Here is a 14,902-nt window from a genome sequence, read left to right as displayed (position 1 = left end):
CTTCACACTAGAACAGTTAAGCGGGAAGGACTACCTTGGGTCTTGTGCGAATAGACATTGTGACCAAAGAGTTCCCGCCGGAGATCTACGGTGGCGCCGGAGTCCACGTGGCCGAATTGAGCAGGGTGCTTAGTAAGCATGTTGACCTGCAGGTTCGTGCTTTTGGGGCTCCCCGCGATACCGACTATCATGGCGCCACCGTAACGTCCTACCAGGTGCCGGAGGACCTTGGCGGAGCCAACGCCGCGGTCCAGACCCTCGGTGTGGACCTGCGGATTGTGCCGGACGTGGAAGGCGCGGACCTGGTCCATTCGCACACCTGGTACGCCAACATGGCAGGGCACCTGGCATCCCTGCTGCACGGTATCCCGCATGTCCTGAGCGCCCACAGCCTGGAGCCGCTGCGGCCCTGGAAGGCGGAGCAGCTCGGTGGCGGGTACGCGCTCTCGTCCTGGGTGGAGAAGACGGCGTACGAGGCGGCGGCAGCCATCATCGCGGTGTCGGAGGGCATGCGCCAGGACATCCTGCGCAGCTACCCGGACGTCGATCCCGCAAAGGTCCGGGTGGTCCACAACGGCATCGATGTCGACATGTGGCAACGTGACGAAAATGACGACGCCGTCCGCGCCCTGGGCATTGACCCCGCGAAGCCCAGCGTGGTCTTTGTGGGCAGGAACACGCGCCAGAAGGGCGTCCCCTACCTCCTCCGCGCAGCGGCCAAGCTGCCGGCCGATGTTCAGCTGGTCCTGTGCCTGGGCGCCGCTGACACTCCCGAACTTGCTGCCGAAACGGCACGGCTTATCGAGGAACTGCAAAGCCAGCGGACCGGCGTGGTGCTCATCGAGAGGATGCTGCCGCGCCACGAGCTCATCCAGGTGCTCAGCCACGCGACTGCCTTCGCCTGCCCCTCCATCTACGAGCCGCTCGGCATCGTCAACCTGGAGGCCATGGCCTGCGGCGCAGCGGTGGTTGCCAGCGCCACCGGCGGAATTCCGGAGGTTGTGGAGCACGGCCAGACCGGCCTCCTGGTTGACCTCGAGCAGGTCACCGACGGCACCGGAACGCCCCTCGATCCTGAAAAATTCGTGATCGAGTTCGCGGCAGCCCTCACCGAGGTGGTCTCCGACCCGGAGCGCGCCCGCGCCATGGGCAAGGCGGGCCGGCTGCGTGCCGAGAAGCACTTCTCCTGGGAATCCATCACGGAAACAACGCTCGAGGTGTACCGCTCCGTGCTTCCGGCCCGGAGCTAGCGAAGCTATGTGAAGGACGCTTCATGACGACGACGGCGCCGCTTCCCCCTCGAGGGGAGCGGCGCCGTCGTCGTTCATGGCGCCAGGGGACGGTCAGTTCCGCTTGGCCGCGGCGGTCCTGGTGAGCAGCACCTTCTCGTCCACCGGTGCCTGGCCGCTGGCCCGCTGGCTGCGGAAGTAGGCCCGCGCCTCGTCCTGCCGTTCCTTCTCGGCGCCCGTGGCCACGGCTGCGCGCACATGGTCATCGCCGTAACCGAACGCTTCCACGAGGTCCAGGGCGTGCGGCCGGATCTTCACCAGCAGCCTGTTGATGTACTCGCCCACCGTGCGGCCCCGCTGCATGGAGAGACGCCCGTTCATGAGGTACCAGGACAGGTTCTTCTCGATCAGCGACAGGCCGAAAAGGTCCCGCAGCCAGGTCAGGACCAGCCTGGTCCCGGGATCCTCAACCTCGCGGAGCGCGTCCGTGAAGGCCTCCCACTGCAGGAGCTCGGCGTGCGCCTGCGCGGCGTCGATGAGCTCGTTCTGGTGCCGGTTGAAGAGCGCGGCGCCCTTCTCCTGGGAGAGCCGGTTGCTGCCCCGGAGCGAGCCCGCCGCCTCCGCCACCATGGTCTGCACCCGGTCAGTGAGCAGCGCACGCTGGCCCTCCTCGTCGCGGAGGGCGATGGCAGCCCGCTGCACCGAACCGGTGTCGGCCATGAACTGGGCAACCTGGCGCAGGCCCGTCCGGTGGATCGCGGCGCCCGTGGCCTGGCCCACCACGTAGCGGGCCAGGACTCCGAAGTCCACGTTCCGGAACTCCTTGGCGTAATCAGCCAGGAGGCGCTTGGCCACCAGCTGCAGCAGTACCGTGTTGTCACCCTCGAACGTGGCGTAGACGTCCAGGTCTGCCCGCAATGACGCGAAGCGGTTTTCGATCAGGAAGCCGGCGCCGCCGCAGGCTTCCCGGCATTCCTGCAGCGTGTCCAGCGCGTGCCAGGTGCTCAGGGCCTTCAGGGCGGCAGCCAGGGTTTCCAGGTCCTGGCGGTCCTCGTCCGTGTCGTGGGCGCCGGAGAAGACGTCGTCGAATTTCTCCAGCAGCTGTTCGTGGGCGAACCCGGCGGCATAGGTGGTTGCAAGCCGCGTGAACAGGCGCCGCTGGTGCCGCTGGTAGTCGAGAAGGACTTCCTCGTCGGTGTGGGAGGAGGCATTGAACTGGCGGCGTTCCGTGGCGTAGCCGATGGCCGCCTTCAGAGCCACTTTGGATGCCGCCACCGCAGCGCCGTCCAGCGATACCCGTCCCTGGACCAGGGTGCCGAGCATGGTGAAGAACCGGCGGCCGGGGCTGGCAATGGGCGACGAATAGGTTCCGTCAGGAGCAACGTCGCCGTAGCGGTTGAGGAGGTTTGTCCGGGGGATCCGGACGTTGGTGAAGTGCAGCCGGCCGTTGTCAATGCCGTTGAGCCCGCCCTTGATGCCGTCGTCCTCGCCTCCGATTCCCGGCAGGAACTTCTTGGTCTGCGGATCCCTGAGGTCCACGTAGAAGGCATGGACGCCATGGTTTACTCCGCGGGTGACCAGCTGTGCGAACACCACGGCGCCCAGTCCGTCGGTGGCTGCATTGCCGATGTAATCCTTCCAGGCGGCGCGGAAGGGGGTGTGCACCACGAATTCCTCCGTGGACGGGTCATAGGTGGCGGTGGTCGCAATGCTGGCCACGTCCGAGCCGTGTCCCGTTTCGGTCATGGCGAAGCAGCCGGGAATGTCCAGGTTCATGATGCCCGGAAGCCACCTGGCGTGGTGTCCGGCAGTACCGAGGTGCATGACGGCAGAGCCGAAAAGTCCCCACTGTACCCCGGCCTTGATCTGGAGTGAGGGATCGGCCACCACCAGCTCCTCGAAGCCGGCGATGTTGCCGCCGTGGTCGTCGGAACCGCCCAGCGCTTCCGGGAAGGCGCGGTGGACGGCTTCATTCTCCACCAGGTACCGCAACTGTCCGAACACCCGTTTCCGGTGCTCGGTGTGCGTCAGGCCCTCGATCTTGTGGAGCTCGGGGCGGGCTGCAAGCTCCCGGGCCTGGAGCCGGACATCGGCCCATTTGCCCAGCAGTTGCCGGCCCAGTGCTTCCACGTCGACGGCGGGCTGGGCCCGGGACGGGCCAGGCGCCGGTTTGGCGGCGACGGGGCGCTGCCCCTTGCCGGCTGGACGGTCCACTACTTCAGTCATGTCAATGTCCTTCGTTGGTGCTGACAGTGCTTGTGGTTACGGGTAGTTGCTTACATTGGCTGCGGGTCGTGTCTTGCCTGGCGGGCAGTGCGGGGTCATCCGCGTGCCGAGGTTGAGAGTTCGGGGGCGATGCCTACGCACAGCCAGGCTGTGATCTGCCGTGCCATCGCCTCCTGGCCGGGCTTGGCAGGGGAGTCCGGAGTGCTCAGCCATTGTTCCCCGGCGTTACGCACCATTCCGATAGCCGCCTTGGGCCAGTAGCCGATCACTGCCTGCTTGCCGTCGCCCAGGTGCGATCTCATGGGGGTGGCGATCATGTCGGCCACGGCGTCAAAGAAATGTCCGAGCGCCCCGGACACTGCGCCCGAGGAAACCTCCGGGTCGCCGCTGCCGTACCGCGTGACGAACGTGTAGACGTTCGGGCTGGTGTCCGCCATCTGGAGGTAGGCGGAGACCATGGCCAGGAGGCCTTCGCGCGGAGTGTCCGCGTTCTGGGCGGCTTCCTGGATCCGGCGCTGCATCTGGCTCAGGACAACTTCGCCTACGGCCTGCTGAAGCCCGGCCTTGTCACCGAAATAGCGGTAGAAAACGGACTTCGAGGTGCCGGCTGCGGCAGCGATCTCTTCCATGGAGGCGTCGCTGCCCAGCACGTGCACTGCTCGCCGTGCAGACTTGATCAGCTCCCTGCGGCGTTCCTCCCGGTGGCTCTGCCAGCGCGAAGAGCGCCCGTCAGGGCTGCCGGGTGCAGGCGGCACAGCCGGGCCGTTGTCGTGGTTGTTCACGATACCCAGCGTATCAGGTACGCTGGGTATCGGTAACCGCACGTGACCCGAGGAGATATCCATGTCCATTGACGGACAGTCCACCGCTGGACCCGAAGAAGCAGGCAGCCCGACTGCAGGAACCCCTGGCCTCCGCAAGGCAGTGATCGTCGGAGGAAACCGGATTCCGTTTGCCCGCGCCGGCAGTGCCTACGCAAAGTCCTCCAACCTGGACATGCTGACCGCGGCACTGGACGGGCTCATCGCCCGGTTCGGACTGCAGGATGAGCGCATCGGGGAAGTGGCCGCCGGTGCGGTCCTCAAGCACTCCAGGGACTTCAATCTCACCCGTGAAGCCGTGCTGGGCTCCGCGCTCTCCGCCGAGACCCCGGCCTACGACCTGCAGCAGGCCTGTGCCACCGGCCTGGAGACCGTGGTGGGCCTGGCGAACAAGATCAAGCTGGGACAGATCGACTCAGCAGTGGCCGGCGGCGTGGATTCCGCTTCGGATGCTCCCGTGGTGGTCAGCGAGGGCCTTCGCGAAGTGATCCTGGACCTCAGCCGGGCAAAGACGCTGCCGCAGCGGCTGCAGATCCTCGGCCGGCTGCGGCCCAAGGACCTGGCCCCGCTGGCTCCCGGGACGGCCGAGCCCCGAACCGGCCTGTCCATGGGGGAGCACCAGGCCCTCACCACGGCACAGTGGAAGATTTCGCGTGAGGCCCAGGACGAGCTGGCCTACAACAGCCACCGGAACCTCGCGGCCGCCTACCAGGCCGGGTTCTTCGATGACCTCATTACGCCGTACCGGGGCCTGGCGCGCGACGGCAACCTCCGCGCCGATACGTCGCTCGAAAAGCTCGCTACCCTCAAGCCGGTCTTCGGCAAGAACCTCGGTGCCGACGCCACCATGACGGCCGGCAACTCCACGCCGCTGACGGACGGGGCCTCAACGGTCCTGCTGGCTTCCGAGTCCTGGGCAGACGCCCATGACCTGCCCAAGCTCGCGGCAGTGGTAGATGCCGAGGCTGCCGCCGTCGACTTTGTCCACGGCAAAGACGGCCTGCTCATGGCTCCCGTGTTCGCCGTGCCCAAGCTGCTGGCCCGGCAAGGCCTCACGCTTGCTGACATCGATTACTTCGAGATCCACGAAGCCTTTGCCGCCACGGTCCTCAGCACTCTGGCGGCCTGGGAGGACGAGGAATTCGGCCGGACCCGTCTTGGCCTGGACGGCGCCTTGGGCAGCGTCGACCGTTCGCGCCTGAACGTCAACGGCTCGTCCCTGGCCGCCGGCCATCCTTTCGCCGCCACCGGCGGCCGGATTGTGGCTTCGCTGGCCAAGCAGCTCCACGCCAAAGGCAGGACGGACGGACGGCCCGCACGGGGCCTGGTCTCCGTCTGCGCCGCCGGCGGCCAGGGCGTCGTCGCCATTCTCGAATCGCTGTAGGGGACACAGATGACAGACAAGTACGCACAACTGGTACACCACGGCGTGGGCAGGAACGTTGCCAAAAAGCTCGGACTGCCCCAGCCCGCGGCTCTCCGCAGGTACCAGCCCGGGCAGCCCTTGATCACAGGCCCCGTCCTGGTGCAGGGAAATAGCGCCGACGCCGACAACCTGGCTGCCGAACTGCTCTCCTGGGACCTCGATGTCAGGCGGCACGCGGTACCCCGCGAAAAACTGGGTGCCATCATCCTGGCACTGGACGAAGTGGCCAGCCCCGGCGATCTGGAAAAGCCCATCCTCACGGCAGCTGCCTCGCTGCGGGACCTCGCCCCGGGCGGCCGGGTGGTCACGGTGTCCCGGCCGGCGTCAGAGGCAGATTCCCCCGCCGCTGCGGCTGCCCGCCAGGGGATCGACGGGTTCCTGCGCTCGCTGGCGAAGGAACTGCGCGGGGGCGCCACCGGCAACGGCATAGTTCTCCGGCAAGGAGTCCAGGCAACAAGCGCAAGTTCCCTGGCCGCCCTCCGGTTCTTCCTTTCGGGCCGTTCCGCCTTCGTGGACGGGCAGTTCATCACCGTGTCCAGCGCCTCCGGTGAGCCCGCCCGCGACGTTGACCAGCCACTGGCAGGCAAGATTGCCGTTGTGACCGGAGCAGCCCGCGGCATCGGCGCAGCCATTGCACGCACCCTGCACCGTGACGGCGCAACGCTCATCCTTGTCGACGTTCCGGCAGCCGGTGACCAGCTGGCAGCCGTGGCGAACGAGGTCCGGGGGACAGCCCTGCAGCTGGACATCAGCAGGGACGACGCCGGGCAGCGGATCATCGGGCACGCGGCACAGCGCCACGGTCGTCTGGACATCATGGTCCACAATGCAGGCATCACCCGGGACAAGCTGCTCGCCAACATGGACCACTCGAAGTGGAGCTCGGTGATCGGCATCAACATCACCGCGCAGCTCAGGATCAACGAAGCGCTGCTTGCATCCGAACACTTCCGGGAATCACCACGTATTGTGTCTGTTGCTTCCACCAGCGGCATCGCCGGCAACAGGGGGCAGACCAACTACGCGGCGTCCAAGGCAGGGGTAATGGGAATGGTCAGGGCCAGTGCTCCGCTCCTGGCAGCGCACGGGGGAAGCATCAATGCGGTGGCCCCAGGCTTCATCGAAACCGAGATGACGGCACGGATCCCCTTCGCCGTCAGGGAGATCGGGCGGCGGCTGAATTCGCTGCAGCAGGGCGGCAGGCCAACGGACGTTGCGGAAACCATCGCGTTCCTGGCAAGCGACGCCGCCGCGGGAATCAACGGGGAGGTCCTGCGGGTATGCGGGCAGAACATGGTGGGGGCATGACTTCCGCCCAGCCGGTCATTCTGGGGGAGATGCCGTCGCTGTCCAAACTGTACGTCAATGCCGCAGCGCAGGCCGCCCGCCGCAGGCTTTTGGGCGCCCATGACGGAACCGCCCTGCCGGCTGAAAGCCATGAAGTGCGGGGCGTCGCCGTCGACGTTGCCACCCTGACCGCGTACCAGCACCTGATCGGGGAAACAGCCAGCGACGTGCTGCCCGCCGGGTTTATCCACGCCCTCGCCTTTCCTTTGGCCATGAGCGTGATGAACAGGGACGATTTTCCCTTGCCGTTGCTCGGTATGATCCACCTTCGGAACAGTGTGGAGCAGCGGATTCCCGTACTTTTCACGGACGCCCTGGATATCACCGCCAGGGTGGAGAACCTTCGTGGGCATCGTTCAGGCACACAGGTGGACGTGATCGCCGAGGTGCGCCGGGCAGGAACAGCCGAGGTCTGCTGGCTGGGAATCTCCACCTACCTTGCCAAGGGAGTCTTCCTCCCGGGCATCGACAAGCCGTCCCCGGCTCCCGACCGGGCCGACTTCAAGGCGCCGGATCCCACGGCCCTCTGGCACCTCGGTGTTGATACCGGCCGTGCCTACGCCGCAGTATCCGGCGACTTCAATCCCATTCACTTGAGCGTGCTCTCCGCCAAGGCACTGGGAATGCGGCGGTCCATCGCGCACGGCATGTACCTTGCCTCGAGGGCGCTCGCTGACGTAGGCCCGTCCCGTGGTGATTCCTTCGCCTGGGACGTGGACTTTGACGCCCCGGTGTTCCTTCCCTGCAGGGTCGCGTTGGAGATTACAACAGTGGAGGGTTCTGCCGGGGCGTGGGGCCGGTCCGACTTCGTGGCCTGGAATCCCCGTTCAGGCCGGCGCCATTTCCACGGTTCAGTGCGCGCCCTCTAGGCAGCTGTCCGGACAGCCCGCAGGATCCGGTGGAGGCTCAGGAGGACCGATTCGGACGCCGGAACCATCCCCTGGTCCGGCTGCCTCCCGGCGGTGGCAGCGAGGCAGGCTTCCACCGCCGTCCTGGCCTCCTTGAGCTTCTCTTCCTGTGTGGCCGGGTCATCTTCGCTGAACGAGCGCAGAAGATCCCCGGCTGACTTCAGGGCGTCAGCCAGCGGGGCGTTGTCCTGCAGCGGCACCCCATACGGCACGTCGCTCTCGTAAATGACATCCGACAAGACGTCCGTAATGTCCTGGATGTGGAAGGTCACCCGCTCCAGTTCGCGCAGGTTGCGGTAATCGAGGTCAACGTCACGCGGGTGGAGCTTGCGCCGCGGGTTTGCCCGGCGGCTGGCGTCGGCCTCCTTGACAAGGTGCCGGACGGAGCGGGCAGCGGCCGAGAGCTCGTCCGAACGGCGCGACCAGTCCTCGTGCTTGGGCGGCCACTCTTCCAGGAGCGCCTTGCCCATGTCCGTGAGCTGTTTGCCGAGGGCGATGCGCAAATCGTCCAGGCTGGCTGCCGCGGCATTGAAGTGCAGCGGTGGAAAGATCAGGAAATTGACGCCGATTCCCACCGCCACTCCCACACCCATCTGCAGGAGGTAGCCGAACGAAAAATCGTCCGGGTTGCTGCCGCCGACCAGCAGGACCAGCAGCGCCGCCGTCGGAATCCAGTCACTGCCCTTGCCAATTCCCGGAAGGCCGCCCAGCAGCACGCCAATGCCCATGATCAGTGCCACGGCAAGGGGCGACGGATCGGTCACGTTGACCAGCACGAACGCAAGGCCGATGCCCATGGCGAGTCCGGCGAGGGCCTGCATGCCCTGCTTAACCGAACCGGCAACATTGTGGTACATGGCCACCAGCGCGCCGAGTGGTGCGTAGTAGGGATAGTTGGCAGCCGCGCCCGGCATCAGGGGTGCGATCAGGAACGCCACACCGGCGGCAACTGCCGCTTTTGCCGCCAGCTGGAGCCGCTGTGTTGCAAAGGCCGCAGACAAGCCCGATACCGCCTGTTTGAGGAAAACGGTCCCCCTGGCCCAGCGGGCGTCCGGGCGTATTTTAGGCTTGGTCATCCGCACAACGTTACGGGCGACCTACGGCTGTGGACAAAGCTGCTGGTCAGGCGTCCGCGGCGGCACGGGCGCAGGACGGTTCAGGACAAATCCGCCGCCGATCGGCGTACTTCAGCGGCCAGACGGTGTGCACGGCCAGGTGTCCGGCCGTCCTCCTGCCGCTGCGGGATGTAACCGAAGCCCAGGCCATAGACCGGGTCCGCGAACCCGAGGGCGGCGTTGGCCCCCTCATGCCCGAACGCACGGTGGCTGCCGAAGTTGCGCGACGGGTGCGGTTTCATGAACACAACGGCGAACGCGTTGTCCAGCCCGGAGGAGCGGTCAAGCCCCCACGCCTGTTCCCGGGACATGAGGTCGACTGTCGCTGCGTTGAGGAACGGTGTCCCTCCGTTGGTGCCCGTGGTGGCCGCGGCGTAGAGGCGGGCCAGGCCTTCAGCGGTTCCCACCCCTCCGGCCGCGGACATTCCTGCGGCCCGGACAGCGCGGATGTTGGGGAGTTCCATGATGGTGCTTACGGGGGCGTTGCTGTTCAGGCCTTCAAGGCTGAGCGGATCCAGCCAGGGCTGTTCCGGGCCGGCCGAGTAGAGGACGTTCCGGTAGCGGGATTCCTGTTCGGCCGGGAGTCCGAGGAAAAAGTCGACGCCGAACGGACGCCGGATCCGCCGCTCGTACACCTCCTGCAGCGTTTCTCCGGCAGTGCGGCGGCACAGTTCCTCCATGATGATCCCGATGGTGAGCGCGTGGTAGCCGAACTGCCTGCCGGGCTCCCAGGCCGGGGCCGCTGCGGCGAGCCGGGCGGCGGCGGCCGGAGTGGTGAACTCTTCCAGGGGGAAGCCGCCTTCAACCCCCATAAGCCCGGCCTGGTGGGACAAGGCCTGCCGGACCAGGAGCCGGTCCTTTCCATGTACGCCGAACTCCGGCCAGTAGTGGGCCACGGTTTGGTCCAGGTGCAGCAGTCCGTCCTGCACCAGCAGTCCGATCACCATGGCGGCCACCCCCTTGGAGCAGGAGTACGCCCCTGTCACGGAGTCCGGAGCCATCTCCGGCCCCCCGGACAGCCCAACCACCTGGACACCGTCCCTGTACGCGGCCAGCTGCGCGCTGTACTTCGGGTCATCGCGAAGGAATGAGTCGAACAGTTCAAGGACACCGCCATATCCGGGCGCCACAAAGCCGTGTGATGTCTGCATGGCGCAAGTCTAGCCGGAAAGCGCTTACCGCATGCTGCCCCTACGATTCCGGAGCAGCCCCGTGGCCGGGCGCCACATCCTCGCCCTTCCTGACTGGTCCGGGCGGCGTGCCGTCTCCAAAGGGACGGCCGCCAAGTGCTTCCCGGCCGTGGGCTTCCAGCCAGCCACTCAGGTCCGGGCCCGCAGGAACGATGCCTGTGGGGTTGATGTCCTCATGGACGATGTAATAGTGCTGCTTGATCTGCACGAAGTCGATGGTGTCCCCAAAGCCCGGGGTCTGGAAGAGATCCCGGGCGTAGCCCCAGAGGGCGGGCAGTTCGTTGAGTTTCTGGCGGTTGCACTTGAAGTGGCCGTGGTAAACGGCGTCGAAGCGTGCCAGCGTGGTGAACAGCCGGACATCCGCTTCCGTGATGGTGTCGCCCACAAGGTAGCGCTGCCCCGAGAGCCGGTCTTCCAGCCAGTCAAGTGCCGACCACAGCCGGGCGTAGGCGGCGTCGTAGGCTTCCTGGGAGCCAGCAAAGCCGCAGCGGTATACCCCGTTGTTGACCTCGGTGAACACACGCTTGTTGACCTGGTCGATCTCCTCCCGCAGAGTCTCCGGGTACAGGTCCGGCGCCCCCGGCCGGTGGAACTCCGTCCACTCAGTCGCGAAGTCCAGGGTGATTTGGGGGAAATCGTTGGTCACCACGGCGCCGCTGGCCACGTCCACGATTGCCGGGACGGTAATGCCCCGCGGGTAGCCAGGGAAACGTGTGAAGTAGGCATCCTGGAGCCTTTCGATACCCAGGACCGGGTCCACGCCCCCCGGATCGAGGTCAAAGGTCCACGACCGCGCATCATGGGTGGGGCCGGGCTGTCCCAGGGAAATGGCGTCCTCCAGTCCAAGCAGGCGCCGGACGATGACAGTCCTGTTGGCCCAGGGGCAGGCCCGTGCGGCGATCAGCCGGTAGCGGCCCGCCTCCACGGGCCAGCCGGGCTCGCCATTGCTGCCCGGGGAGCCATCTTTGGTGATGCGGTCCTCGATGTAGTTGGTATCACGGTTGAATTCCGCTCCACCGGTGACATAGGCGCCGCGGGTACTGTGCTCTGCGCCGCCCACCACGGTGGCCTGCTGGGTGGTGTCCGTTTCCTGGCTCATGGGACCAGCCTATGCTCCCGCATACAGGACTGTGGAGATGGGCTGCCAGGCCCACAGCCAGGAGCCCGCCACCAAGGCCGCGAAAAGGATGATCCAGACGCCTGAGGGGACTGAGGTAGCGCGCCACAGCAGGTAGGCGTCAGAGCTGGCCAGCCGTTCCCGCCGGCGCAGGTGAAGGTGTGCCAGCTTGATCAGGTCGCGCACGGCGGCCACCAGCAGTGCCACCCCCAGGATGACGGCCACATGCCCTACGAATGCCTCCGGTACCAGAAGGATCAGGAGCACCGACGCTGACATCGCGGTGACGGTTATGAGGATGCCCGCAAGATTGCGCAGGAACAGCAGCGAGGCAGCCAGGGCCAGGCCGCCGGCCATGATGGCGGCCGGACCCCAGCCGTTGAACCCGCACCAGACGAAGGCAGCACCCACGATTGCCGGGACCGGATACCCCCAAAAGCAGGACCATGCACTGGCGAGCCTGCTGCGGCTATAGGTTGTGGTGGTGCCTGAATGGTCGAGGCGGAGCCGGATGCCTGACAGCCGCTGGCCGCTGATTAGTGCAGCGACCGCGTGCCCGATCTCGTGTGTTGCCGTGGCCAGCAGGCCGAAATACCTCCACGACCGGCGCGGGACTGACAGGGCTGCAGCTACCACCAGGGCCAGTACGAGCTCGGTAAGAGTCACCCTCGGGGCGTCTGCGCGGCTGAAGGCGTCCAGCAGTCTGTTCCAGGGGTCGCCGGATATGTTCATCAGGGCCAGGTGCCGGCCGGGTCATCGTGTGCCATACGCGCCACAGTACCGGGGCCTCCTGGGTGCCGGCTTAAAAACCGAAAGGCACGCCAATGTGAGGGCGTGCCTTAGGATCGGTGGGGCCACGGACGTTCCCGAAGCCCCACGTCGACTGTGTTAACTAGCCTTCGCACTCGGTGCAGTAGCTGTGGCCATCCTTCTGGCGAGCAATCTGGGACCGGTGACGGACCAGGAAGCAGGAGTAGCAGGTGAATTCATCCTCAGCCTGCGGGATGACCTGTACCACGAGCTCTTCGGCCACGAACTCGCCTCCGGGCACGCCTGCGCCGTCGAGCCCGTCAGCCTCATCCAGCTCAAGTACAACGCTGCGCGCGTCGGGAGCATTTGCTGACTGGAGCTGCTCGAGTGAGTTGTCCTGCGATTCCTTGACGTCGGAGCGCAGTTCATCGTAATCGGTTGCCACTTTAGGTGCTTCTCTTTTCTTTGGTTCGCCTGTCGCGTATGAAACGTACAGCATCAAGAGGCTATTCCCCAATAGCCGGAGTATGTTGACCGTCCGCGGGGTAAGGGTTGAACGGACAGCAGCCCGCGCTTATTCACAGCAGCACGGGTGCAGGGCGGAGGAGGACGCAACGTACCGCGGCGTTCTCCGCACTATAAGTAAGGGGTATACGTTGGAGCAGCTCACTGCAGAGTTCGGTGGTTCCCGGCGGGCAGGAACCGGTGTCGGCCCTGTCCTGGAAAAGTTCCAGGACGTGACGAGGATCGCTGTACTTCGTGGGGGAGGCCTGGGCGACCTCGTCTTTGCCATCCCCGCCATATCCGCCCTCAAGGCGGCCTACCCCGAGGCATCAATCACCTTGCTGGGCACGCCCGTGCACCAGGCACTGCTTGCCGCCACCATAAGTCCCGTGGACGAGGTGTGCATCCTGCCGTTTGCTGAAGGCGTCCGCCCCGGAGGGGAGAACGCGGAGGAGCTGGAAACATTTTTTCGCGAGATGCGCGGACGGCAGTTCGACCTGGCCGTCCAGCTCCACGGCGGAGGGCGATATTCAAACCCGTTCCTCCTTCGCCTCGGCGCCCGGCACACGGTGGGCACACGGACGGCGGACGCCGCCAGCCTGGAGCGTACGGTTCCCTACCTCTATTACCAGCACGAACCGCTCAGGGCATTGGAAGTGGCCGGCCTGGCCGGCGCTTTTCCCGTCGACTTGGAGGCCCGCCTGGCGCCGGCGCCGGGACTGGCCCGTCCTGCCGTCGCCATGGACGACGACGGCGCCGCACCTTTGGTGGTGATGCATCCGGGCGCTACGGATCCCCGCCGCCGGTGGCCGGTTGGGCGGTTTGCTGAACTTGCGTCGGCGTGCGCCGCGGACGGGTTCAGGGTTGTTGTTGTCGGGGACGGGAGCGAACAGGAACTGGCCGCGCAGATCGGGGAGCAGGCAGCCTCCACGCACGTCCGTTCCCTGGCGGGGACCCTGGACATGGGCGGGCTTGTGGCGATCCTGGCCGGTGCGGCCGCAGTAGTAGCCAACGACAGCGGCCCCCGACACCTCGCCCAGGCACTGGGAGTCCCCACTGTAGGGATCTTTTGGGCAGGGAACGTCATCAACGCCGCGGCGCTGGGCAGGAGCCTGCACCGCATCCATGCATCCTGGGTGACGGCCTGCCCTTCCTGCGGGATAGACGTCACCCAGGTTGGCTGGACGGCGCCCAGGTGCCCGCACGACGATTCCCTGGTGGCCGATGTTGCGGTGCGTGATGTTTACGAGGACGTGCGGAGCCTGGCCGCCACCGAGCTGCCGGCGGAGGACGCATGAGCGGCGGGGAGGTCCTCGCTCAGGCCGCACCGGGGAATCACGGCGATGGAAGACCGGAGCTCCTGGTGCTTCGGGCACTGAAGCTGGGGGACCTGCTGGTGGCCGTGCCTGCCCTTAAGGCTCTCCGCCGCGCCTATCCCGGGCATCGGCTGCGGTATGCGGCGCAGGGATGGCTGTCCGAGGCATTGGGACTGGTAGGAGGCTACGAGCTCCTGCCCACCCACGGCCTGGACGAGCCGCTGGCTGTGGAACCCGGCGTGGTGGATGTTGCAGTAAACCTGCACGGCAGTGGTCCCGAGAGCCAGGGACGGATTGAGGCCCTGCAGGCGCGGCGCACCATCGGGCACCGGAGCCGCCACCGGGACGGGCCGCCGTGGCGCGACAGGCTGCATGAGAGGGAGCGCTGGGCCGCACTCCTGGAGTGGCACGGCATCGAAGCTGATCCGCTGGACATCCGGCTGAATGCTCCCCGTCAGCCCAGCCCCGTTCCTGCAGCCACCGTTCTGCATGTCGGGGCAGCCTATGGCAGCCGCCTCTGGCCTGCCGAGCGGTTCGCCGCCGTTGCATCCGCGCTCGCCGTGGCCGGGCACAATGTCGTCTTTACAGGCGGAAGCGGGGAGAGGGAACGTGCACTGGAGGTATGCCGGCTGTCCGGGCAGTCCGAACACGCCGTGCTGGCCGGACGGCTGGGCTTGGGCGAGTTCGCTGCAACCATCGCAGCAGCCCGGCTGGTGATCTCCGCTGATACCGGGGCCGCGCACCTGGCGTCCGCCTACGGGACGCCTTCGGTAGTACTGTTTGGGCCTGCTCCGCCCGAAATCTGGGGCCCGCCCCCGGGTCCGCACATAGTCCTGACCCGGGCTGAGCTGCGACGGGGTGACACGTTTGCCTACCGGCCGGACCCTGCCCTGCTGGCAGTCACCGTGCAGGATGTCCTGGCTGCGGTGGGAGAACTGGGCGTCCTGTAGAGC

At 66.5% G+C, this 14,902-nt stretch carries 13 protein-coding genes; 6 read left to right on the top strand and 7 right to left on the bottom strand.

Going from position 1 to position 14,902, the window contains the following annotated elements; all coding sequences use genetic code 11:
- The first annotated feature begins 44 nt into the window (after nucleotides 1-44).
- Nucleotides 45-1,250, top strand: a complete 1,206-nt coding sequence (gene glgA / locus NFU08_RS00690; RefSeq protein ID WP_251420122.1) for a glycogen synthase — start codon at nucleotides 45-47, stop codon at nucleotides 1,248-1,250.
- A 93-nt stretch (nucleotides 1,251-1,343) separates the two neighbouring features.
- Here the strand turns inward: glgA and NFU08_RS00685 are convergent, their stop codons facing one another.
- On the bottom strand, nucleotides 1,344-3,455 hold the full coding sequence (locus tag NFU08_RS00685; protein ID WP_251420121.1) for an acyl-CoA dehydrogenase: 2,112 nt from the start codon (nucleotides 3,453-3,455) through the stop codon (nucleotides 1,344-1,346).
- 95 nt (nucleotides 3,456-3,550) lie between these two features.
- Nucleotides 3,551-4,300 (bottom strand): TetR/AcrR family transcriptional regulator, encoded by a 750-nt coding sequence (locus NFU08_RS00680; protein WP_246255886.1) that lies wholly within the window; start codon nucleotides 4,298-4,300, stop codon nucleotides 3,551-3,553.
- Here NFU08_RS00680 and NFU08_RS00675 point away from each other — a divergent pair.
- From NFU08_RS00675 to NFU08_RS00665, 3 genes are read left to right on the top strand one after another with little or no spacing between them, the layout of a single operon-like run.
- Nucleotides 4,299-5,660 carry an acetyl-CoA C-acetyltransferase gene (locus tag NFU08_RS00675; RefSeq protein WP_251420120.1) on the top strand — a complete coding sequence of 454 codons (1,362 nt, stop codon included), beginning with the start codon at nucleotides 4,299-4,301 and terminating at the stop codon, nucleotides 5,658-5,660. The genes NFU08_RS00680 and NFU08_RS00675 overlap by 2 nt on opposite strands.
- A gap of 9 nt (nucleotides 5,661-5,669) precedes the next feature.
- On the top strand, nucleotides 5,670-7,010 hold the full coding sequence (locus NFU08_RS00670) for a 3-oxoacyl-ACP reductase (RefSeq protein ID WP_174174494.1): 1,341 nt from the start codon (nucleotides 5,670-5,672) through the stop codon (nucleotides 7,008-7,010).
- Complete coding sequence (locus tag NFU08_RS00665; protein ID WP_251420119.1) at nucleotides 7,007-7,918, top strand: MaoC/PaaZ C-terminal domain-containing protein; 912 nt, start codon at nucleotides 7,007-7,009, stop codon at nucleotides 7,916-7,918. Before NFU08_RS00670 ends, NFU08_RS00665 begins: the two co-directional genes overlap by 4 nt.
- Here NFU08_RS00665 and NFU08_RS00660 read toward each other — a convergent pair.
- The 5 genes from NFU08_RS00660 to NFU08_RS00640 form a co-directional block, all read right to left on the bottom strand.
- Nucleotides 7,915-9,033, bottom strand: coding sequence for an aromatic acid exporter family protein (locus NFU08_RS00660; protein ID WP_246255866.1), 1,119 nt, complete (start codon nucleotides 9,031-9,033; stop codon nucleotides 7,915-7,917). The genes NFU08_RS00665 and NFU08_RS00660 overlap by 4 nt on opposite strands.
- Before the next feature lie 80 nt (nucleotides 9,034-9,113).
- On the bottom strand, nucleotides 9,114-10,223 hold the full coding sequence (locus NFU08_RS00655) for a serine hydrolase domain-containing protein (protein ID WP_251420118.1): 1,110 nt from the start codon (nucleotides 10,221-10,223) through the stop codon (nucleotides 9,114-9,116).
- A 40-nt stretch (nucleotides 10,224-10,263) separates the two neighbouring features.
- Nucleotides 10,264-11,361 (bottom strand): glutathione S-transferase family protein, encoded by a 1,098-nt coding sequence (locus tag NFU08_RS00650; RefSeq protein WP_251420117.1) that lies wholly within the window; start codon nucleotides 11,359-11,361, stop codon nucleotides 10,264-10,266.
- Between the two features lie 9 nt (nucleotides 11,362-11,370).
- The gene (locus tag NFU08_RS00645) at nucleotides 11,371-12,111 is read right to left on the bottom strand and encodes a M50 family metallopeptidase (RefSeq protein ID WP_251420116.1); all 741 of its coding nucleotides are present in this window, start codon (nucleotides 12,109-12,111) and stop codon (nucleotides 11,371-11,373) included.
- A gap of 160 nt (nucleotides 12,112-12,271) precedes the next feature.
- Entirely contained in the window at nucleotides 12,272-12,574 is a 303-nt protein-coding gene (locus NFU08_RS00640; RefSeq protein WP_066275770.1) for a DUF4193 domain-containing protein, read from the bottom strand.
- A gap of 211 nt (nucleotides 12,575-12,785) precedes the next feature.
- Between NFU08_RS00640 and NFU08_RS00635 the strand changes: the two genes are divergently transcribed.
- Both NFU08_RS00635 and NFU08_RS00630 read left to right on the top strand, forming a co-directional pair.
- Nucleotides 12,786-13,931, top strand: a complete 1,146-nt coding sequence (locus NFU08_RS00635; RefSeq protein WP_251420115.1) for a glycosyltransferase family 9 protein — start codon at nucleotides 12,786-12,788, stop codon at nucleotides 13,929-13,931.
- Complete coding sequence (locus NFU08_RS00630) at nucleotides 13,928-14,899, top strand: glycosyltransferase family 9 protein (RefSeq protein ID WP_251420114.1); 972 nt, start codon at nucleotides 13,928-13,930, stop codon at nucleotides 14,897-14,899. Before NFU08_RS00635 ends, NFU08_RS00630 begins: the two co-directional genes overlap by 4 nt.
- Nucleotides 14,900-14,902: the final 3 nt, after the last annotated feature.

It is taken from the genome of Pseudarthrobacter sp. NCCP-2145 (genome assembly GCF_023708005.1).
In the GTDB taxonomy this organism is placed as follows: Bacteria; Actinomycetota; Actinomycetes; order Actinomycetales; family Micrococcaceae; genus Arthrobacter; species Arthrobacter oxydans.
Note: the sequence above shows the minus strand (reverse complement) of the source record. Positions and strands in the feature narration are given on the sequence as shown.